Below are 21,158 nucleotides of genomic sequence, written 5' to 3' on the forward strand. Positions count from 1 at the left end.
ACATAAATGTATCGTGTTTCTACATCGATGTTAACTTTTAAAAATAATTAAAAGTTATCAATGCTTTATAAAAATTATATGAAACTGAGTTTCAAAAATAATATTAGAAATTAAAAACAGTATCTAATAATTAACTTTAATAATTTATTAAACATGGGGGTTTGTAAATGGGAGATGAATACATATGTTTAGCCTGTGGGTCTATCATAGACTCCGAATCAAAAATTGAAAACTATAGTAAATCAATAGAAATATGTGAATGTTGTGGCAAACCGGTTACAAAAAAAGTGGCAACAAACAAAACATCAAAAACACCAGAAGCTATACCAAGATAAATTAGCTTTTGGAAATAAACAGCAATTACAAATCAAACTCTGTTTAATTAATCCGGAGCATAGGACATAGATTTCATCTCGTTCTGGCAAAAAGTTATTATGTCTGATTGCTGTAGATTAATTACAGAGTTTTATATCTCAAACTTTTTTTAGAGGGATTCATCATGGGTCTTGCTGACAGAGAATACACCAAAAGAGATAAAGACGGCAGAGTTGAATACCTCTCAAAAGATACGAATAAATCATCTGCCGGTAATATAACCCAACCCGAGAGTATAACTGATAAAATCCGATGTTTTTTACAATCACTAATACAAAAAATTAAAAAATAATTTTAAGACCTGAACAATCAACTGTACCAACCCGATGTCCAGTCCACTGAACCAGGTTTATATTTTGATTCTATATCTTTAATATTATCATTTAACAATGCTGTTATAATTTCATCTACATTTGATACAATATTGTTTAGAGGTCTGTTGGTTGTGTCCACTTCAAAAACCCTGCTGCACCACTCTACTGATTCAAAAAGGATTACATCCAGCTCTTCTGCATCTACATTCTCCTGTATTTTTTCATTGGAGTAACCACGCGATGTCAACCTTTTTTCCAGCTCTTCAGGTGATGCCCGGAGTACAATAATATTATCTGCTATATAGTGCGATAAATGGCTTTCAAGTATGGTTACAGATTTATCGTTATTTTCTTCTGTTATTTCTGACACTCTTTCAGATATCTTATCCATGTCTGCAACCACAGAATCCCGTTCTTCATCCTCATATTTGTACAGATTCTCGTTTTTAATCATCTCGTTTAGATGGATGATATTGTACCCTAAATTTGTTTCAAGAAAATTACTCAAAGAACTTTTTCCTGTTCCCGGTGTGCCTGTCAGTCCAATCAACATGGTTAAAGAGAAAGTTTTTCAGATATTAATTTTTATGGAAATTCCGAGCTATATTTAAAAAATTTCCAATCAATTTCAATCCATCAGGTGTAAGCACCGATTCTGGATGAAACTGCAACCCATAAACAGGATGATTTTTGTGTCTTACAGCCATGATAATACCATCTTTCGTAGTTGCAATCGCTTCCAGTTCAGACGATAATTTTTCAATTCCCAGAGAATGGTAGCGTCCTGCTGTCATGGGACTGGATATACCTTCAAAAATAGGTGAATTGTCATGTAGAACCTGATGACCTTTACCATGAACTGGTCCTCCTGTAGAGTGACTTACCGTCCCTCCAAAAGCCGTGTTTATTGCCTGATTTCCAAGACATATACCAAGTACTGGGATTTCTGCACAAAATTCACGTATTATGTCAGTACACGAACCAATATCATTTTTATTTTCAGGAGTTCCCGGACCCGGAGATATCACAATTACATCCGGATTAATGGACTTTACTTCTTCAAGTGTTATTTTGTTGGACATAACAACTATATCTGGTTCATACATGGAAAAATAATCTACCAAATTCCACACAAATGAATCCTTGTTGTTTATAAAAAGTATTTTCATATTTATCCCCTTATTGCACTAAGCATTGCAGCCATCTTTCGCTCGGTCTCCTTGTATTCATATTCAGGACTGGAATCCGATACCACCCCAGCACCTGCCTGTACATAGGCAGTACTTTTGTTTATAAGTACAGTTCTGATAACTATCGCAAAATCCGCATCGCTGTTCCATGAATAATACCCTACTCCTCCGCCGTAGATTCCACGTGGTGATTTTTCCATTTTATCGATTATTTCCATCGCCCTGATTTTGGGAGCTCCTGACAATGTTCCTGCAGGAAATATTGCTCTGGTTGCATCGAACTGGTCGCACTCATCACGTAATGTTCCTTTTACAGTACTTTCGATATGCTGGACATGAGAATATTTAACAACCTTCATGAAATTTTCAAGTTTTACAGATCCACTTCTTGAAACCATACGTACATCATTTCTGCCAAGGTCTACAAGCATAACATGTTCCGCACGTTCTTTTTCATCATTCAACATAGAAGATGCATATTCTTTGTCTTTATTTTCATCTTTACCACGTGAACACGTTCCTGCGATAGGATTGGTAATAACTTCTTTATTATGAACTGTCATAAGAGTTTCAGGACTTGCACCGACAATACTCAAATCCCTGAAATTGAAAATATACATATAGGGGCTGGGATTGATATTTCTCAGTTTTTTGTAAAGGTCAAGTGGTGTTTGTTCTATATTAACTGCATATCTTCGGGATAGCACAACCTGGAATATATCCCCATCAAGGATATGCTGTTTTGCATTTTCTACCGCCTTCTCAAAATCATTTCTGTCTATATTACAAACCGGTTCCATTGAATCTGTTTTTGATTCGGGTAATGTAGATATTTCAAGACCTGATGCATCATAGAGAGAATTGTATAACTCTTCTGCCTCTGATAATGCTGTATTATATACTGATTCTGGACTGCTGTTTCTTGATATAAACGGTGTTACCACAATATACACATCACCTGTGAGATGGTCAAAAACAAAGGTTTTTGTTGTGAGAGCATACTGTAAATCTGGTGTATCAGTTTCGTATTTTTTATCCATATCAAGCCAGCAGTCATATACAATATCATATCCGTTGTAACCGATTGCTCCCCCGAGAAACGTCTGTCTGTCAAATTTCTTCTGATTTAAAAGGTTTACTCCATCAGCAGTGGGAAATACCGCTCTTAATGCGTCCAGTACATCATAACCTTCTTTTATTCTTCCCTGACAGAAATTGTTATTACCTGATTCATCAGTGCAAACATGTCCGATTTTAGAACCGAGGTAGTCCACAAAATCCGAGTTTTTAAAAAATTCCAGTTTCAGATTTCTATCACTTATTGTAAGCAATGCATCTGGGTCAAAACCAACAAACGAAAACCTTGCATGTTTTTTCTCTTTTTCAACAGACTCAAGTAAATAGGAACACCTGGATTTTTGTAGCAGTGTATATAGCTGCAGGGGTGTGCATTCAGTTTCAACTTTTGCCATTAGCTGGATTATTGCAGGTTTTTCAGAATTTTCAACCAGATTGATGAATTCGTTTTTGTTTAAATCAAAAGAAAGCATTATGCATTCCTCGCCTCATGTATGAATCTATGGATTTTATCAATGTCTTTTGTATTATTGGTTTCCACGCCTGATGCAACATCAACTGCATAGGGAAATACTGTCTGGACTGCTTCTTTTACATTATCGGGATTGAGTCCCCCTGCCAGAATCACAGGTATATCCACATTGTTCATAATGGTTTTACTAATTTCCCAGTTATGTACAGTCCCGCTTCCACCGGATTTTGTGTCGGTTTTTGAATCCAGCAAAATTGCGTCCAGAAGCCCCTGATTTTTTAGGTTATTAATTGTATTTTCAAATTCACAAATAACTCCGGATGATGATTCTGAATTTCCAACTGGAACTGAGCAGGTTTTTACAATCGGTATGTCTAAACGGTTTTTCATGTATTCCAGATCATCAGCATTGATGTTTCCGTGTATCTGCACAATGTCAGGTCTGACTGTTTCAACCATTGATACCGCCTGTACTCCTGAATCCGGCATGATAACAAGTACTGAATCCATAAACAATGGCACAGAATGTATAAGTTCTGCTGCTTTCTGGATATTGATTTTTCTGGGGGTATCAACAGGTACATCCACTATAAAACCCACAGCATCCGCTCCGCATATGGATGCTTTTTTTATATCATCAGTGGATTTCATACCGCAGATTTTGATACGTATTGCAGGTTTCATTTGTTGACCCTGAATTTGCTTTCTGGAAAGATCTAAATTCATCCAGTTTTTTCAACGCCTTTCCACTATCGATTGTTTCTTCAACAATAGATACTCCTTCATTAATTGACCCTGCAACACCTCCCACATAGAGAGCCGCTGCTGTGTTTAGGACAACTATATCTCTCTTTGGTCCTTTTTCACCGTTTAAAATATAGAGTATGTCCTGTGCATTTTCACCGGGTGTACCTCCCACTATTTCATGCGGACCTGCACGTTTAAACCCGAAATCTTCAGGTGTCAATGTATAGGTATGTATCATACCATCCTTTAATTCTGCAACATAGGTTTCGGCTATGTTGGAGATTTCATCCATACCTTCACCATGTACTACAAGTGCATGTTTTATACCCAGTTTTTTCAGTGTCAGTGCCATAGGTTTACAGAGTTTTTTATCATAAACACCTATAATCTGTGAATTTGCTCCTGCCGGGTTGGTTAATGGCCCCAAAATGTTGAAGATGGTCTGCATTCCCAGACTTTTCCTAATTGGTGCTACTTTCTTCATTGAGGGATGGAACACCGGTGCAAGCATAAAACCAAAACCAACGTTTTCAATGCAGTTACAAACTTCATCTGGTGTCTGGTCTGTCATGATGCCAAGTTCACTTAACACATCAGCACTCCCTGACAATGAGGTTACTGAGTGGTTGCCGTGTTTTGCTACTGTTACTCCTGAAGCAGAAGCAATGATTGACGATGCTGTTGATATATTGATTGTATTATGTCGATCTCCACCTGTTCCACAGGTATCTACAAGTGTTCCGCTAACCTTGGGATAAATGAGGTTTGCAGCCTTTTTCATACCTCTTGCAAATCCAGCCAACTCATCGATTGTCTCCCCTTTTATCTTCAACGCTGTCAGAAGTGCCCCTATCTGGGCCTCTGTAGATTCATTAAATATGTCTATAACAGCATTTTCTGATTCTTCTATTGTCAGGTTCTTACCTTCAGTTAATTTTTGAATATATGATTCCATGATAGACCCAAATTATACTTTAATGTACATATATATACAAAATAGTACAATGTTGTGACAAGATATAAAGGTTATTGTTTAAAAATTTTTACAGTTTGTCGATGATTAAAGTAAAATAGGCTTAAAGAGAATATAATATACAGCTAAAAACTCCAGTTTAGTAATGAAATTAGTATCTTTAATAAATAAGTTCAAAATAATTGCCCAATGGAACTATAAACATGGCTGACAAGAAAATTAAACTTTCAGATAATGTGCCTGGGTCATACTACGTAGATGTCAAATGCATTGCATGTCATTTATGCGTGCAGATTGCACCTAATAATTTTAAAATGAAAAATGGATATGCTTATGTTTATAAACAACCGGAAAATGAAGAAGAGAGAAACTCCTGTGAAGATGCTGTCATGATTTGTCCTGTAGAAGCAATCGGAAATGACGGCTGAATAGGATAATAAATAACAAGAATCTATCCAAAATTAATGTTAGGGTTCAGGCTAACAAAAAGAATAAATTAATATTGTTGAATGCAAACTTATCCTGCGTCCATTAGTTTGATGGTATGGATATAAATCATTTATAAATCCCTGTACAAGAAATAGATGGTTCGGCATGGATAAATCAAATCCTATATCTGCAATTGGTGAAAAATCGCTTATAGCAAATATATCAGGTATATTTAATACTTCAAAAAATGCCTGTATAGCAAAAGGTGCTGGCGAGGATGATTGTGCTGTAATAGACCTTAACAATGAAGAGTTTATGGTTGTTACAACAGATATGCTCCACATGAAAACTGATTTCCCTCTCCAGATGTCAGCGTGGCAGATTGGATGGATGTCTGCGGCTGTTAATTTTAGCGATATTGCTGCAATGGGTGCCTGTCCCATGGGTTTGCTTGCTGCTTTTGGATTGCCTGAAAATATGGAACTGGGGTTTATAGAGGATGTCTCACAGGGTATGAATGATTGTGCAAAATACTGTAATACTTCTGTGGTGGGTGGAGATATAGACAAGCACGATGAACTGACCATAACAGGCACTGCACTGGGTCGTGTTGATAAAAATAATTTATTAACGCGAAGCGGTGCAAAAACAGGAGATTTGGTATGTGTTACCGGTCATACGGGGTCTGCAGGTGCAGCTCTTTATGCGATAAAGAACAATATTGAAGTCGATGACGAGTTTTTAAAAGCACTCTTTGAACCTGTTCCCAGAACACATGAAGCACAAAAACTTGCACAATCTGGTGCTGTAACCTCAATGATTGATACAAGCGATGGTCTTGCTATGTCCCTCTATGACCTCGCTTTGAGCAGTCAGGTCGGATTCAGAATATATGAAGATAAACTTCCTGTTTCAAATGAAATCTATTCTATTGCAGATAAAAAGAAAGCTATTTATTTTGCACTGTATTCAAGTGGTGATTTTGAACTGCTGTTTACAATATCATCTGAATTAAAATCTAATGCAGTCAATTCTTGTGATTTCAGTATAATCGGAGAAGTAATAGACTCAGAGAAAGGAATTGTACTGGAACGTACTGATAAAAATCAAGAGGTAATAAATAGAAAAGGATATGAACAGTTATAAGTCATAAATCATACTAACAAAATTAACAAATAATTGTGGAAGGTTAAACTATGAAAGGATATTTTAAATTTATTTTAATCGGATTGTTATTTTTTGGGATGTTTACCGGGATTGCAGAGGCTCAAACTGAACCATCTATAAATAACAGTAGTATAAGTGTTGATAGTGTAACTCTTGATAGTGCCACTATAACTTTTGAAGTTAATCAAAGTGATGCTAATACATATATAAAATATGGAGAAAATGGAACTTCTCTAAACAGCCAATCTGATCCTGTTAGTGATGCCCCTTATGAAATCACATTGTCCGGATTATCAGCAAGTACTAAATACGATTTTGAAATCTACGCTGAAAACAGCACCGACCCTGCTAAAAATACTACATCAGAAATTAATCACTTCACAACTACTACACCTACTAGTCCATCTATAAATAACAGTAGTATAAGTGTTAATAATTTAACTGGGAAAAAAGTAAGGATTACTTTCGAAGTTAATCAGAGTGATGCTAATACATATATAAAATATGGAACTAATAAATCATCATTAGATAGTCAATCTGATGCTGATAATGATGATCCTTACGAAATTATATTATCAGAATTGTCTGGTGGTACAAAATACTATTTTAAAATATATGCTGAAAATAAAGTCTTCTCAAATTATAATTCAACCTCAGAAAAGAATGATTTCACAACTTTATCAATAAAAGGGAATAGAATTTGGGAAGAAGGAATGTCTGATTATTATGAATGGACTGCAGAAAGTTATTCTGGATTCTATTATGACCTCGATTCTGGTATAAGTTCAGAGACAATGTCAATAAGTGACATCAATAGTAATATCGGTGAAGGTGAGCTTGAATATACCACATCACCGATTGAAACCGATTTTGAACACAGCGGTTTTGGTTCCTATGAAGTCATCGGATTCATGGCTGAAAGATACTTTGCCGGGTATATAGGAGAGAATACATCTTTTGTTAATGAAGATATCAGCATGATGGGTGATGGTCAGTTATCCAAAGTATTGATGGATAGCGATGAAAGGAAATCCGTATTCTCTGGATCGGCTCTTACACTTGAAGAAGGATATCGGCTTAATATCGTTGAAGTCGACCTTCAGGGTGATAGTGTACTTGTGAGGTTGACAAAGAACGGTGAAGAAATTGAAACTACTGTCGTATCTGCTGATGATTACTATGTATATAAAAAAGACCTTGGTTCTACTGATGATGTCCCAATAATAGCAGTCAATTTTGCTAATGTTTTCCGTGGAACCGAAACAAACGCTGTATTTGTTGAAGGAATATTCCAGATTACTGATGAATACACTGAAATTAGCGAGGGCGATGATTACGGCAAAATGGAAATTGAAAGTGTAGGTTTAAATGAAATCCAAATGGACAATGAAGATTCTATATCCTTAGAAGAAGGGGACACCATAGACATAATGGGCAATTTGAAAATCGTTGTTGCTGATGATGCCGATACTTTAAGATTTGCACCTTTTGTAGACAGAACTGAACCCGGTACATATGAAGTTCGTGGTACTGTATTTGAAAAAAATGGTATGACGGTCGATAAATGGACACCACTCAACTTTGAAGGGTTCTATTATGATATTGATGAAGGACTTCAAACCGAATCGTTTGAAGTTACAGACAGAAGTAATAGTAACATTCAAGAAAACGGCCTTGAATACATAAGTGATGCAGTAAAAGTTGAATTTGAATATGATGATTGGGGTAAATATAAGGTCGTCGGGTTCATGGCTGAAAAATATTTTGCAGGTTACCACGAAAGCAATGATGAAAACAACACTGAATTTACAAATGATGACATTAGTCCATTATCAGATGGTCAGTTATCCAAAGTGCTGATAGATAGCGAAGAACAGAAGTCCATCTATACAGGCTCATCACTAATACTTGAAGAAGGATACACACTGAATATAAACGAAGTAGATGTTAACGGAGATAATGTTTTCATAGAACTTAGAAAAGGCGGAGAACTGATGGAACAGGACATCATATCCAGTGGTGAAGAATACGTATATGAAAAAGATCTCGGTTCTACTGATGATGTCCCAATAATTGCAGTCCATTTCTCCGAGATATTTAGAGGTCAGGAAACAAATGCCGTCTTTGTTGATGGAATATTCCAGATTTCTGATGAATATACAGAAATCGAAAATGGTGATTCCTATGGAAAAATGGAAATTGACAATATAGACTCTAATAGAATAAAGATGACAAATGATAATTCCATCAATCTCGGTGAAGGAGATACCATTAATATAATGGGAGATATCAAGTTCAAGGTTGCTGACTCCGACACACTGAGATACTACCCCTTTGTAGAAGTTACAACCAAACGTGGTGATTCACTGAATCTTGATATACCTGATACCGCAATAAAAGGTGAACCATTCACAATATCTGTTACCTCACGCGGTGCAGCAATTGAGAACGCCGAAATCAGTTACAATGGTGAAAATGTAGGAGAAACATCCACAGATGGAACTTTAGAATACACTCCCGAAGACACCGGAACCTACACAATAACAGCTGAGAAACAGGGATACGTATCTGTAAGCGGTCAGGTTGATGTGGAAATCCCAGAAGAAGCAAAAGAAAAAATGAGTATCAGTGTCGATTCAGAAGACATCTTTGAAGGTGATGTTATAAATATAACAGTTACAAGAGCTATCGGCAACGAACCGATTGAAAATGCTGATGTTTTCTTTGACCAGAGCCGCATTGGAAAAACCAATGAAAATGGAAAGCTCTCCTACACTACAACAGAAACTGGATTCCATAAAATAACAGTATCCAAACAGGGATATAAAGAAGCCGAAGAAAACATCGAAGTTCTTGAATTGATGGCTGATTTTGAATTTTCAAACCTGCAAATTAATCCATCCACAGTAAGTCCCGATGAAAATGTAAAGATTTCAGCCAACGCCACAAACACTGGAGAAGTATCAGGTGATTATAATGTTGAACTTGTAGTAAACGGCAGTGTTGTGGACTCAAAGCAGATTAACCTTGATGTTGGTGATAATACCACAGTGCAGTTTAATCATTCAGAAGAACAAGCAGGTAACTACTCGGTAGAAATCGGTGAACTTACAGGTTCATTCAAAGTAGAAGAAAGTTCCAACATCATACTGTATTCAATAGGTATAATCGGTGCTATTGCTGCCGGACTTGGATATATGTTTACAAAAGGAGGATGGACGATTGAAATGGTAAGAGGAAGGATAACAGAACTTATCGGAAGAATCCGGTAAGTTTTACATCCAATACCTTCCACCTATTTTTTGAACTGCGATTTCAATTGCTTCAACAATACTTTTTCGTGGCATTATGGTTGTTACCGGCACCCTGATAATTTTTTCAACTGTTGAACTGACAATTGGAGCACATACCAGTGCTTTTGCTCCTTCCCTTTCCGCCTGTACCGCAACTATAATAGCATCTTCTATAGAAGTAGCTGAATACTCCCTGATTGTAATGTTTTTGCCCTGTACCTTCCTTTTTGTCTCGTTGATATTATCCAGCACAGGCCGGGCTGCAATTACACCAATAAATTCTTCAGGCTCTGATTTTGTTAAATTATCCGCGGTTTTTACAATCTGGCGTAATGTTTTCAAATTGGGTTCTCTGTTACCGGACAAGATTTTATAAAGTGTGCTTACCGGAACATCTGCCTTTTCCGAAAACTCAGCTATCGTCAAACCAAGTTCATCTTTAACCACTTTTGAAAGCGTATTTTGAAAGGATTCATCCGATTCAAAGGCTGCTTCTATAATTTTGTTTGCAGGCATCATTTTAAATTCTCATTTTTACAAACTAATTATCCTTATTAGGCTTTAAAGCAATATTATTAATACTTTAAGGTCAAAAACGTGACGCTTACGGTAAATCATATATAAGGTGTATAAGCGATAATTTACAATTACTTAACCAATAATTTAAAAAGAGGTGGAACCATTGAAAAATTACACCAAATTAATATCCATTTCCGTCATAATCCTTACTGCTATACTCCTTTCAGGATGTGCTGGTGACGGTGAACAGGATATAAACCAGCTAACTTTTGGATACCAACCAAGTACTCACCAGATCGCCTATATGACTGCTGCAGAAAAAGGATGGTGGGAAGACAATCTTGAACCCCACGGTATAGAGACTATTAATGAAAATGAATTCCCTACTGGTTCACCGGAAATGCAGGCTATGCTTGCAGGTGACATCGATGTTGCCTATGTAGGTGCTGCACCTTTTGTTTCTGCTGTTGATAAAGGCCTGAACGCAAAAATTGTTGCAGGTGTACAGATACAAGGATCAAGTCTGGTACTGCGCCCTGAATTTGCCGAAAATTATGAAGAACCACAAGACCTTGAAGGACTAAAAATTGCAACCTTCCCTCCGGGCACTATTCAGGATACAATACTTCGAAACTGGCTGAAAGATAACGGTCTTGATCCCGACAAAGATGTTGATATTGTAGGCATGGGTCCCGGTGACGCTATTTCAGCCATATCCGCTGAGCGTGTAGATGGTGTATTTCTACCGCATCCTGCACCGGCAATTATTGAAAGCGAAAATAATGGACAGAGTGTGGTAGACTCCGGTGAAATGTGGAACAATCATGCTTGCTGTGTATTGGTTGTTAGTGATGAACTCATAAATAACTACCCTGAAGTCACCAGAGAAATTGTAAAAACCCATGTTGAAGCAACCGAATATAACAAAAATCATATGGATGATGCCGCCCAAATATATGCCAATTATACAGGATGGGATGTATCACAGGTTAAAAAATCCCTAAATGAATGGGATGGACAATGGATTGCAGACCCCAAAACAATTGTTGACCCAACTGTAAATTACGCACAGGTACAGTATGAACTTGGATACATAGACAAAGATCTTAAAAGAAGTGACATGTTTAACACAAGTTTTTATGAATCCATAAATACATCCTGAAAAAATAGAAATGAATAAATAAATTAGAATTATTTACCGGTGTTAAAATAAACCAATGTGGTAATAATGAAACTTAAAGAGGTAGCTCAAAAAAACGCTCCCGAAATTACATCGCTGATTGTAGCAGTTACACTGTGGCAGATTGTGGCAGAATATATAATAAGGAGAGAGCTGCTTCTTCCAAGTTTTTTTGATGTGGTCACATCATTTATAAGTACTGTTGAAAGCGGCACTTTATTCATTGATTTTTCAATCAGTCTGATGCATTTTGGAATTGGTGTTATCGCTGCACTGCTTATAGGAATTCCTGTAGGAATCGTGATGGGATGGTTTAAAACTGTAAATCGTATTTCTGACCCGATAATTGAAATCCTTAGACCTATACCTCCCCTTGCATGGATTCCCTTTGCACTGGTATGGCTGGGGCTTACACATACAGCCGCAGGATTTGTAATTTTTGTAGGAGCAGTATTTCCTATAATTATAAACACTTATACAGGTTTTAAAAGTGTTCCAAAAATAAATGTTGAAGCGGCAAAAGTTCTTGGATGTGTAAAACAGCGAAGCCTTATAAGGCATATTGCATTTCCTTCATCACTACCATCCATAACAGCAGGAATAAGAATTGGAATGGGTGTAGGATGGATGTGTCTGGTTGCCGCAGAATTTTTCGGAGTCAGTAAAAACGGGCTTGGATATAAACTCTGGTGGCATTATGGTCTGCATCAGATGGATTTTGTTCTCATGTACATGTTCATGCTCGGTATACTGGGTCTTATCATTGATAAAGTGTTCCGAAAGTACATTGACAAACGACTTCTTAAATGGCAATCCGGTGTTGTGGTATAATTGGGAAAAGTAAGTGTTGAAAACGTCTCACAATATTTTATCAATCGGGAAGGGTACAAAACCCAAGCACTTAAAGACTTGAATCTGGAAATAAAAGATAAAGAATTTGTATGCATAATAGGACCTTCCGGCTGTGGTAAAACTACCTTACTAAGGATTATTGCAGGGCTTGAAAATCCAAGTAACGGAGAGGTTACTCTTGATGGTGAAAAAATCATCGAACCTGACCCAAAACGCGGAATGGTTTTTCAGGAATACTCACTGTTTCCCTGGAGAACCGTTATACGAAACATTACATTTGGACCTGAAATGCAGGGCATGGATAAAAACAAATCACAGGAAATTGCTGAAGAATATCTAAAACTTGTAGGTCTTGAACAATTCAAAAACAGTTACCCATACGAATTATCAGGAGGAATGAGGCAGAGAGTCGCAATCGCAAGAGCTCTTGCAAATGACCCCGAAGTATTACTCATGGATGAACCTTTCGGGTCGCTGGATGCACAGACAAGAAATGTGCTTCAGAGCGAATTACTGGATATATGGGAGAAAAAACAGATAACTATTGCATTTGTAACACACAGTGTAGATGAAGCAGTATTTCTTGCAGATAAAATCGTTATGTTAACTTCAAGACCCGGAAAAATCAAAGATATAATTGATGTGAACTTGCCGAGACCACGTAACCGTACAAGCCCCGATACTAACCAGTTCAGAGACAGGGTTTTAAAAATACTGGCAGAAGAAAGAGTTAAAGAATAATATTTTATTCTGGACGTACAATTACCCTTGTACCGCGTTCTATTTCTTTGACATCCACGTTGCCTATCAGTTCCAGAGTTTTTTCAGCTTTCACAAACCCTAATCTACATCCTGGTCTTACACTCATTTCCCCACTGCATATCACAGATTTTACCACAGCACCATCAAGAATTTTTACGGTATTTTTTATTTCCAGATTGCCGTCTATTTTTGAATATGGACCTATAAGTACATCCTCTGCTCTAACGTTACCTCTTATCACAGAACCTTTTCCAAGTTTTAGAGAGCCGTTAACATCTAAATCTTTCCAAAAATTTACCCCTATACCTGTTATCAGGTTACCGTTAATATTCACATCATCTTCAAAAAACGCCTGTTTCCTGATAATATAGGTATTGGATTCGGGATGATACTTTAAAAAATTAAGATTCATAAAAATCACATGTTCCCTGAATATAGATATTACCATGACCCGAAAATCCATAATACAACCGGTTGATGGGTAGTGGATACAGGATTATTTGCCACCTTCCCGGTTTTCTTTGATTATTTTTGCTATCTGTTTTAAAAGATATGATTTTGGAGCTGTTTTATCAACCATCACTCTTCCGCTTACTTCCCACCATGACCTGGGATAAGCTTTATCTTCTTCTACTTCAGGGTTCAACCCCAATTTGGATGCAGCTTTTTCGATTTCTTTAAGTTCTGGTTCTCTAACGGACTTTTTCTTTGATATGATTCGACCATCGCTTCTCGTTCTTGTCCGGTCCAGATATACCGGCCAGATTACCAATTTTCCTCTATCGCGCATTAACATATTAGACAAATGTAACTTCATTAAATTTAAAGTTGGTTGATGTTTTTAACCCAGTGATGCCATAAGTACCAAAATATATATAATTATTTAAACGTTAGTAAATTTACATGATTGACCCGGAAACAAACATTACAGTAGAACCAGACCTTGAAGAATTTATACTTAACAATGATAAGGATTTCCGATTGTCCACAACCTGTGGTGGACCTATCCTGATACCTACTTCACTGAAACCCCCTAAACCATCGGATATAAAAATCGATATAGGTGAAAATACTCTATATATATCAAGGGTTCAGGCACGGTATGTGAGCCATCTAAACAAATCTATGATACTCAATTCTCCAATATGCGAACTTGACTGATTAAACTTTCAAATTATTTATTATTTTTTTGCCGGCAACTACATCATCAATTGAAAATACTTCCAGATTATAAATACCTCTATATCCTTTAATATCTTCAAGTATCGAAAAATCTATCATGCATTTTCCAGGCGCCTGATGTAGATCACCGTCATAATCCTCTGTCCATACTCCATAATTATCATGAAGATGCATATGAACTACATAATCTGATATTCTGTTTGCAAAATACCGCAGTTTTTGATTATCTCCACCACATGTAAGATTTGCATGACCGATATCAAATGTCACACCAAGATTATCTGAATTTACTTCTTCTACTGCCTGTAAAAGTTCATCAGCATCGCAGCATAAATTGTTTGTATCAGTACCTTCTTTGTTTTCAAGACCCAACATTACTCCATAATCTGATGCTGTTGATGCAAGTGATTTGAGATTATCCAACATTTTTGCAAACGATTTATATCTGTCCTGATGGATCTTACCCGGATGAATTACTACTACTCTTGTATCCAGTTTATTGGCAAGATTAATCGATTCTTCCATTAATCCAAACTGCTTATCATCCATGATTGTAGTATCAACAAGCAAATCGTCAGGATAGGTATCCACATCTGCAAAATATGGAGCATGCATGGATGTTAAGGCGCTGGATGTGGACAATTCATCATATACTTTTTTGAATTCATCATCCTGTAATTTCGAACCGTTATAAAGCCCCATTTTTGGTATATAGAGTTCTATAGAATCCACTTCATGCTTTAACTGGTATATACTTCCTGCCAGTGATGATGCTCCGATTATCATACCTAAAAAACTGGTAACTGGTTAAATAATGGTTTTGGTTAATAGGAAATCAAAATAACAAAAAATTTGTTATATAAAATTGAAGAAATATAAAGTTTAAATATTTAAAAACAATATTATCGGGTGTTGATTTTAAATCAAAAACCAAAAGCTTTATGAATGATTTGAGATTATCCAATCAAGTTAACAAAGTCTATTCCCTATCGATTATAATACAGCATACCCACACCAGGAGATGCTTATTACAGTTTTTTATACTGATTTATAATCATAAAAAGAAAGGAGGAAAATGAATGGACCCACTCTTAGGTATGGGTGTACTGGCACTTATGGGAGCTGCAGCAACCATTGCTGGCGCTACAGAGGATCTTGAATCTGATGTTGGATCGCAAAGTAATCCCAACTCTCAAGTGCAACTTGCACCCCAAATGATGCATCCACATAGAATATACAACAAAGCTATTTCTGGAGAACCACCATCAAACGCTCTAATGTGTGCGATTGGAGGTACCATAGCTTCAGTTATGATGAGTGCATATGGATTGTCTGTGGTTTTTGCAATTACATTTGGTGCAGCAATTGCCGCAGTTGTACACGGAACATATGCAGCATCATCATTTATGGGTAGAGTTTCCAGTCAGAAACGTTTTAAACAGCCTTTGTACCTTGATATTGTTAGGTCGCATACACCTGTTATCATAGGATATGCATTTTTAACCACATTCTTTATACTGGTTATATCCTATCTAATGTCATCGGTACTCAATCATCCATTCCCATTGCCGCTTCTTGCGTTTATATGGGGCATTACTGTTGGTGCTATTGGTTCATCCACTGGTGATGTACACTACGGTGCTGAACGAGAATACCAGAACGTTGAATTCGGGTCTGGTATAAACGCTGCCAATTCTGGAGATATCGTTAGATATGGAGAATCAGGCCTCAGGAACGGTATCGACAACGCTTGGTTCTGTTCAAAATTTGGAGGACCAGTCACAGGAATTGCATTTGGTATGACCGTTTTCCTCAGTGGATGGGTAACAACCGTATTCAATCCCGGAGAAAGTATTACAATGGGCTGGCTTTCAGTAATTGCCGGCTTGTTAATAGTTGCTATTTTGATAATCGGAAATCGAGTCATTGAAACCTGGGCACGCAGTACCTATGGTCCCTACCAAGAAGATGAAAGTGAAGAGGTGACTGCATGATAGATATCGTTGGAATTCTTTCAGCCAACCTATTATATGTGCTTCTTATTACTATCGGGGGCACACTTGTTTCGTTTAGTGTTCATTTTGTTCCTGTCGGTGGTGCACCTGCAGCAATGGCACAGGCACCAGGTATTGGAACTGGTACTGTGCAATTGGCTGCCGGTGCGGGTTTAACTGGATTAATTACCGCCGGTACAGTTTTGGGACTGACAAACAGTATTGCAATCGTCCTTGCATCTGGTGCAGTCGGTGCAATGTTAATGATTGGAAGTACCATGATCATTGGACAGATGGTATACGTTTTTGGAGTTGGTGTACCCCCAGCCGGTGGTAAATCCAAATATGACCCTATTACAAAAGACAAGCAAGACATCTATTCCTCTCAAGGTACTGAAGGACACGGTCTTCCGACTGCATCCTATATCAGTGGAATAATCGGCGGTGGTCTTGGTGGTCTTGGTGGATCACTGGTTTACTATTCACTGGTTAACGTCACCAATAATATAGGTATGACAGACCTTGCCGGTTTAGCAGGTATTTTTGCTGTTGGTATTTTCTTCATAAATGCAGTTATACCATCATACAACATCGGAGGGACCACAGAAGGTTTCCACGACCCCAAATTCAAAAGATGGTACAGAGCAGTAATTTCATCCATAATTGCAACATTTATGTGTGCAATTATAGGCGTACTCGCTATAGGAGGTCTGTAAAATGTCTGCAGGAGGATCTGGCGGACCAGCAACAGGTGGAATTGACCACAACAAAATAATAATATTCGGTATAATAGGCGCTCTCGTAGGAATTTATGCAGCTTATTTCCTCGTAGATACAATCGGGCCAGCGTTTTCGTTTATCGCTGGACTGGGCGCGATATGCTCCATTGTATGGGGTGCATCTGCTGTAAGAAGAGTCAGTAATTATGGACTTGGTACAGGTGTTCCGTCAATAGGAATGTTGGCAATTGGTACTGGTATGGTTGCATCCCTTTTTGGAATGGCGGTAGGAAGTATAGCAGGACCTGTGATATCATTTGCTACTGCATGTGTCATCGGTCTGGTGATTGGTATTCTTGCCAACCGTATCATTGGCATGGGCATTCCTATCATGGAACAATCCATGACTGAAATTGCAGGCGCTGGAAGCCTTACCATTGTTGCTCTCAGTACTACTATGTCAGGCACATTCATGATTGAAACTGTACTACCCAATGTCATTGGTACTGGGTATATCGCCATGATATTCATAATCGGTGCTCTTTCTATACTGCATCCGTTTAATGCCAATCTTGGACCCGATGAACACCAAGACCGTACATTGTCGACTGCTTTTGAAAAAGGTGCTATAGCTGTAATTATTGCAGGAATTGTAGCAACAACTACAGCTGGAGCCGCATCAATACCAACAATTCTGGTTGGTGCATTCATCTGGTACACTGCATTCTCGAAATTCTATGAGTACATCAAAAGAGATGCACACAAAGTAGTTGGAACCGGACTACTACCAACCGAGGAGGAGTTAGAATGACCACCGTACATGTAGCACCTGAAGTGAATCTGGTAATGGACCCGATGAGCGGTTTGGTAGCAACAGAAAGAGAAGACATAATATCATACTCCATGGATCCAATACTGGAACAACTGGATGAACTGGATAAAGTTGCAGATGATATGGTTAATTCATTGTCACCGAATATGCCGTTGCTTAATTCCAACCCCGGGCGTGAACGCACCTCATATTATGCAGGAATTGCATCTAACGCCTTCTACGGCATAATCGTGGGACTGATATTTGCAACAATTATCATCATAGCTCTGTACGCCATGGGCCAGTTCGGAGGAGGTTTATAAAATGGCAGAAAAAAAAGAACCTGCTGAAGGGTGGCCAATTCTTAAAGGTGAATACGAGGTAGGAGACCCCAATAACTGTGTTGCAGTTATTACATGTGGTTCCCATCTTGAAGGCCAGCCAATGCTTGATGCAGGAGCTTCTATCGTCGGACCCTGTAAAACAGAAAATCTGGGTCTTGAAAAAGTGGTCTCACACATCATATCAAATCCAAACATCCGCTACCTGATTGTCACCGGTGCAGAGGTTAAGGGACATATCACCGGTGAAGCAATGATGATGCTTCATAAAAATGGTGTTAAAGACAACAGAATTGTAGGCGCTACTGGTGCAATTCCATACGTTGAAAATCTTACAGAAGAATCTGTAGAAAGACTCCAACAACAACTTGAAGAATGTGTAGATTTATTAGGTACTGAAGACCTTAACACCATCACATCAAAAATCAAAGAACTTGCTGAAAAAGATCCTGGTGCCTTTGATGCCGAGCCAATGATTATACAGCTCGAAGAAGAAGAGGAAGAAGAAGAGGAAGGCGGAATCAAACCGATGTCCGCTGAAATCGCGACTATACAGGCAAGAATCAGGAATATTGAAAAGGATATGATCAATGCAGGTGAAATGAACAAACTTCATTCTGGTGTACTTGCCGGTAAAATCGAAGGCATCATGGTAGGACTGGTCCTATCACTGTTTGTCCTTGGACTCCTGTTGTTTGGAGGTATGTAATATGGCAGAAGAAGAGGAATACGGACAGGGTGTACCCAAAGTTATAAACCCATTAATGGGACCCATCGAATCCGTTGTAGAAAAGATTCGTTACAGAGGTCAATTAATTGCAAGGAACCAGAAATTAGATTCCGGTGTATCTGCAACTGGTACTATAGGGTTTGCAATTGGTTTTATAATTACAATGATTTTGACACTTGTAATCCCATTCTTGGTTTGGCAGGTGGTATAAATGAGCGACAGTAATGAAAATAGGAGCATACCGAGTGTAATTGTAGACCCTGATGAATATAATGAAGTGGTTAAAAGACTCGACCGTATAGATGAGAAGGTTGAGTTTGCCAATAGTGAAATAGCACAGCGTATAGGTAAAAAGATAGGCAGAGATATAGGAATCCTGTATGGAGCAGTCACTGGAATACTGATATTTTTAATCTATATTTCAGTATCATCAATGTTCTGATTAAGAGGTGTTTAAATGTTTAGATTTGATAAAAAACAGGAAGTCTTCAAAGTAGGAGATGTCCATTTTGGAGGACAACCCGGCGAATACCCTACTGTTCTGGTAGGCACAATGTTTTATAACCGACATAAAATCGTAACTGATGAAGATAAAGGAGAATTTGACAAAGAAGCCGCCGAAGAACTCTGGAAAACACAGGAAGAGATGGGAGATATTACCGGCAATCCCTATGTTAACCAGATTGTTGGGGAAACAAAAGAAGCTATCAGGAATTACATAGACTGGTTTGTAGAAGTAGATGACAGTACACCATTTTTGATAGATTCTTCTGATGGAAGTGTACGTGCAGAAGCCGCCAGATATGTTACAGAAATTGGAGTTGCTGACCGTGCAATCCACAACTCAATTAATGCAAGCATCCACGAAGATGAAATTGAGGCTGTTAGCCAGAGTGACATGGAAGCTTCAATTGTACTTGCATTCAATGCAACTGATCCATCTGTAAAAGGTAAAATGGATATACTTGAAGAAGGCGGCGGTGGTATAGAAAAAGGATTGCTTGAAATTGCAAGAGAAAGTGGTATCACCAAACCACTGGTAGATGTAGCAGCAACTCCACTCGGTGCAGGTGCAGGTGCTTCAATGAGAAGCGTTACCACTGTTAAAGGTCACTTAGGACTTCCTGCCGGTGGAGGATACCACAATATGTCATCAGCATGGGATTGGATGAAGCAGTTCAAAAAAGAACACAAAGAAGCATATATGCCTGCTGATGTAGGTACAAATCTTGTTGCCCAGACACTCGGATCCAATTTCCAGCTATATGGTCCGATAGAAAACGCAAAGACTGTATTCCCTGCCACTGCAATGGTTGACATTATACTTGGTGAAAACGCCAAGGAACTTGGTATAGAACTTGCAATGGAAGACCATCCATTATACAAACTGGTATAAATACCAGTTTCTTTTTCTACTCTTTTAAAACAAATACTTTATAAGAGCATAACCCTACACTCAGTTCATGACAGACATTATGCTTTTATGGGATACAAAAACATTATTTGAGAAACTTTTTCAGGAAAATGAGCTTGGCTGTAAACGGGTCATCTCCAGTTCACTGGGGACACCTTTTCTACCCCCATGCAAATCGGTTATAATTCCCACTGGTTTTGCCAACCCACAGTACACTACAATTTCTTCAGGTATTGAACAGAACAATAAATCATTTGAAAAATTCCTGAAAAACGGTGGTATGGTTACAGTATTTGGACCTATGGTATCTGAATATCATTATCAGTGGTTACCTGTACAGCTCACCTATATACAGAGACACAAGTCCACACCGCTTCAAAATGTAGGAGAACATGAAGCACAATCCATAATTGAAGACCTCAGCGAACCGGTCGAATGCGATGGATATTTTTCAGAAACAGATGGACAAGTATTGTATAAAAACGATGAAAATCAACCTGTAATGGTTGTCAGGGAATACGGTGATGGATTAATAATCGCAACCACTATACACGAATTTCCTTCCAGTAAATTCCTTACATGGATAAAAAATAGCGGTAGAAAAACACAGATTTAAA

27 protein-coding genes are annotated in these 21,158 nt (G+C 37.9%); 18 read left to right on the forward strand and 9 right to left on the reverse strand.

Features of this window, described 5'->3' with window-relative positions; translation table 11 throughout:
• Nucleotides 1–167: 167 nt before the first annotated feature.
• A complete protein-coding gene (locus METEV_RS12440; RefSeq protein ID WP_013195392.1) occupies nt 168–335 on the forward strand; it encodes a hypothetical protein in 168 nt (55 codons plus the stop codon).
• A gap of 164 nt (nt 336–499) precedes the next feature.
• Nucleotides 500–667: a hypothetical protein gene (locus METEV_RS12445; RefSeq protein ID WP_013195393.1), complete on the forward strand. Its 168-nt coding sequence runs from the start codon at nt 500–502 to the stop codon at nt 665–667.
• 17 nt (nt 668–684) lie between these two features.
• Here the strand turns inward: METEV_RS12445 and METEV_RS10020 are convergent, their stop codons facing one another.
• From METEV_RS10020 to trpD, 5 genes are read right to left on the reverse strand one after another with little or no spacing between them, the layout of a single operon-like run.
• Nucleotides 685–1,242 carry an adenylate kinase family protein gene (locus tag METEV_RS10020; protein WP_013195394.1) on the reverse strand — a complete coding sequence of 186 codons (558 nt, stop codon included), beginning with the start codon at nt 1,240–1,242 and terminating at the stop codon, nt 685–687.
• Nucleotides 1,243–1,267: 25 nt separating this feature from the next.
• Nucleotides 1,268–1,858, reverse strand: a complete 591-nt coding sequence (locus tag METEV_RS10025) for an aminodeoxychorismate/anthranilate synthase component II (RefSeq protein WP_013195395.1) — start codon at nt 1,856–1,858, stop codon at nt 1,268–1,270.
• A gap of 2 nt (nt 1,859–1,860) precedes the next feature.
• Nucleotides 1,861–3,429, reverse strand: a complete 1,569-nt coding sequence (gene trpE, locus METEV_RS10030; protein ID WP_013195396.1) for an anthranilate synthase component I — start codon at nt 3,427–3,429, stop codon at nt 1,861–1,863.
• On the reverse strand, nt 3,429–4,112 hold the full coding sequence (locus METEV_RS10035; RefSeq protein ID WP_013195397.1) for a phosphoribosylanthranilate isomerase: 684 nt from the start codon (nt 4,110–4,112) through the stop codon (nt 3,429–3,431). Before METEV_RS10035 ends, trpE begins: the two co-directional genes overlap by 1 nt.
• Nucleotides 4,066–5,130, reverse strand: a complete 1,065-nt coding sequence (gene trpD, locus METEV_RS10040) for an anthranilate phosphoribosyltransferase (protein ID WP_013195398.1) — start codon at nt 5,128–5,130, stop codon at nt 4,066–4,068. Before trpD ends, METEV_RS10035 begins: the two co-directional genes overlap by 47 nt.
• A gap of 221 nt (nt 5,131–5,351) precedes the next feature.
• Between trpD and METEV_RS10045 the strand changes: the two genes are divergently transcribed.
• The 3 genes from METEV_RS10045 (at nt 5,352) to METEV_RS10055 (ending at nt 10,016) form a co-directional block, all read left to right on the forward strand.
• Entirely contained in the window at nt 5,352–5,576 is a 225-nt protein-coding gene (locus METEV_RS10045) for a ferredoxin (protein WP_013195399.1), read from the forward strand.
• 166 nt (nt 5,577–5,742) lie between these two features.
• Nucleotides 5,743–6,723: a thiamine-phosphate kinase gene (gene thiL, locus METEV_RS10050; protein WP_013195400.1), complete on the forward strand. Its 981-nt coding sequence runs from the start codon at nt 5,743–5,745 to the stop codon at nt 6,721–6,723.
• Between the two features lie 50 nt (nt 6,724–6,773).
• Nucleotides 6,774–10,016: an S-layer protein domain-containing protein gene (locus tag METEV_RS10055; RefSeq protein WP_013195401.1), complete on the forward strand. Its 3,243-nt coding sequence runs from the start codon at nt 6,774–6,776 to the stop codon at nt 10,014–10,016.
• A gap of 3 nt (nt 10,017–10,019) precedes the next feature.
• Here METEV_RS10055 and METEV_RS10060 read toward each other — a convergent pair whose 3' ends face one another.
• Nucleotides 10,020–10,556 carry a helix-turn-helix domain-containing protein gene (locus tag METEV_RS10060; RefSeq protein WP_013195402.1) on the reverse strand — a complete coding sequence of 179 codons (537 nt, stop codon included), beginning with the start codon at nt 10,554–10,556 and terminating at the stop codon, nt 10,020–10,022.
• A 163-nt stretch (nt 10,557–10,719) separates the two neighbouring features.
• Here METEV_RS10060 and METEV_RS10065 point away from each other — a divergent pair, with 163 nt between their 5' ends.
• The 3 genes from METEV_RS10065 (at nt 10,720) to METEV_RS10075 (ending at nt 13,329) form a co-directional block, all read left to right on the forward strand.
• Nucleotides 10,720–11,718: an ABC transporter substrate-binding protein gene (locus tag METEV_RS10065; protein ID WP_013195403.1), complete on the forward strand. Its 999-nt coding sequence runs from the start codon at nt 10,720–10,722 to the stop codon at nt 11,716–11,718.
• Nucleotides 11,719–11,784: 66 nt separating this feature from the next.
• The gene (locus tag METEV_RS10070) at nt 11,785–12,567 is read left to right on the forward strand and encodes an ABC transporter permease (protein ID WP_013195404.1); all 783 of its coding nucleotides are present in this window, start codon (nt 11,785–11,787) and stop codon (nt 12,565–12,567) included.
• Nucleotides 12,568–13,329, forward strand: a complete 762-nt coding sequence (locus tag METEV_RS10075) for an ABC transporter ATP-binding protein (protein ID WP_013195405.1) — start codon at nt 12,568–12,570, stop codon at nt 13,327–13,329.
• A 4-nt stretch (nt 13,330–13,333) separates the two neighbouring features.
• Here the strand turns inward: METEV_RS10075 and METEV_RS10080 are convergent, their stop codons facing one another.
• Nucleotides 13,334–13,813, reverse strand: a complete 480-nt coding sequence (locus tag METEV_RS10080; protein WP_232216853.1) for a bactofilin family protein — start codon at nt 13,811–13,813, stop codon at nt 13,334–13,336.
• A 33-nt stretch (nt 13,814–13,846) separates the two neighbouring features.
• Nucleotides 13,847–14,146 (reverse strand): signal recognition particle protein Srp19, encoded by a 300-nt coding sequence (locus METEV_RS10085; RefSeq protein ID WP_013195407.1) that lies wholly within the window; start codon nt 14,144–14,146, stop codon nt 13,847–13,849.
• Between the two features lie 107 nt (nt 14,147–14,253).
• Here METEV_RS10085 and METEV_RS10090 point away from each other — a divergent pair, with 107 nt between their 5' ends.
• Nucleotides 14,254–14,511, forward strand: coding sequence for a hypothetical protein (locus METEV_RS10090; RefSeq protein ID WP_013195408.1), 258 nt, complete (start codon nt 14,254–14,256; stop codon nt 14,509–14,511).
• Here the strand turns inward: METEV_RS10090 and METEV_RS10095 are convergent, their stop codons facing one another.
• Nucleotides 14,512–15,318, reverse strand: coding sequence for a sugar phosphate isomerase/epimerase family protein (locus METEV_RS10095; protein WP_013195409.1), 807 nt, complete (start codon nt 15,316–15,318; stop codon nt 14,512–14,514).
• Nucleotides 15,319–15,611: 293 nt separating this feature from the next.
• Between METEV_RS10095 and mtrE the strand changes: the two genes are divergently transcribed.
• The 9 genes from mtrE (at nt 15,612) to METEV_RS10140 (ending at nt 21,157) form a co-directional block, all read left to right on the forward strand.
• Nucleotides 15,612–16,526 (forward strand): tetrahydromethanopterin S-methyltransferase subunit E, encoded by a 915-nt coding sequence (mtrE, locus tag METEV_RS10100; RefSeq protein WP_013195410.1) that lies wholly within the window; start codon nt 15,612–15,614, stop codon nt 16,524–16,526.
• 5 nt (nt 16,527–16,531) lie between these two features.
• A complete protein-coding gene (gene mtrD / locus METEV_RS10105; protein ID WP_049891304.1) occupies nt 16,532–17,242 on the forward strand; it encodes a tetrahydromethanopterin S-methyltransferase subunit D in 711 nt (236 codons plus the stop codon).
• Nucleotide 17,243: 1 nt separating this feature from the next.
• Nucleotides 17,244–18,056: a tetrahydromethanopterin S-methyltransferase subunit MtrC gene (mtrC, locus tag METEV_RS10110; RefSeq protein ID WP_013195412.1), complete on the forward strand. Its 813-nt coding sequence runs from the start codon at nt 17,244–17,246 to the stop codon at nt 18,054–18,056.
• Nucleotides 18,053–18,379 carry a tetrahydromethanopterin S-methyltransferase subunit B gene (locus tag METEV_RS10115; RefSeq protein WP_013195413.1) on the forward strand — a complete coding sequence of 109 codons (327 nt, stop codon included), beginning with the start codon at nt 18,053–18,055 and terminating at the stop codon, nt 18,377–18,379. Before mtrC ends, METEV_RS10115 begins: the two co-directional genes overlap by 4 nt.
• A 1-nt stretch (nt 18,380) precedes the next feature.
• On the forward strand, nt 18,381–19,106 hold the full coding sequence (gene mtrA, locus METEV_RS10120) for a tetrahydromethanopterin S-methyltransferase subunit A (RefSeq protein ID WP_013195414.1): 726 nt from the start codon (nt 18,381–18,383) through the stop codon (nt 19,104–19,106).
• A gap of 1 nt (nt 19,107) precedes the next feature.
• Nucleotides 19,108–19,338, forward strand: coding sequence for a tetrahydromethanopterin S-methyltransferase subunit F (locus METEV_RS10125; RefSeq protein WP_013195415.1), 231 nt, complete (start codon nt 19,108–19,110; stop codon nt 19,336–19,338).
• Complete coding sequence (mtrG, locus tag METEV_RS10130) at nt 19,339–19,569, forward strand: tetrahydromethanopterin S-methyltransferase subunit MtrG (RefSeq protein WP_013195416.1); 231 nt, start codon at nt 19,339–19,341, stop codon at nt 19,567–19,569.
• 15 nt (nt 19,570–19,584) lie between these two features.
• Nucleotides 19,585–20,523, forward strand: coding sequence for a tetrahydromethanopterin S-methyltransferase subunit H (mtrH, locus tag METEV_RS10135; protein WP_013195417.1), 939 nt, complete (start codon nt 19,585–19,587; stop codon nt 20,521–20,523).
• A gap of 67 nt (nt 20,524–20,590) precedes the next feature.
• A complete protein-coding gene (locus METEV_RS10140; protein WP_013195418.1) occupies nt 20,591–21,157 on the forward strand; it encodes a hypothetical protein in 567 nt (188 codons plus the stop codon).
• The last annotated feature ends 1 nt before the right edge of the window (nt 21,158 follow it).

It is taken from the genome of Methanohalobium evestigatum Z-7303 (assembly GCF_000196655.1).
In the GTDB taxonomy this organism is placed as follows: domain Archaea; phylum Halobacteriota; class Methanosarcinia; order Methanosarcinales; family Methanosarcinaceae; genus Methanohalobium; species Methanohalobium evestigatum.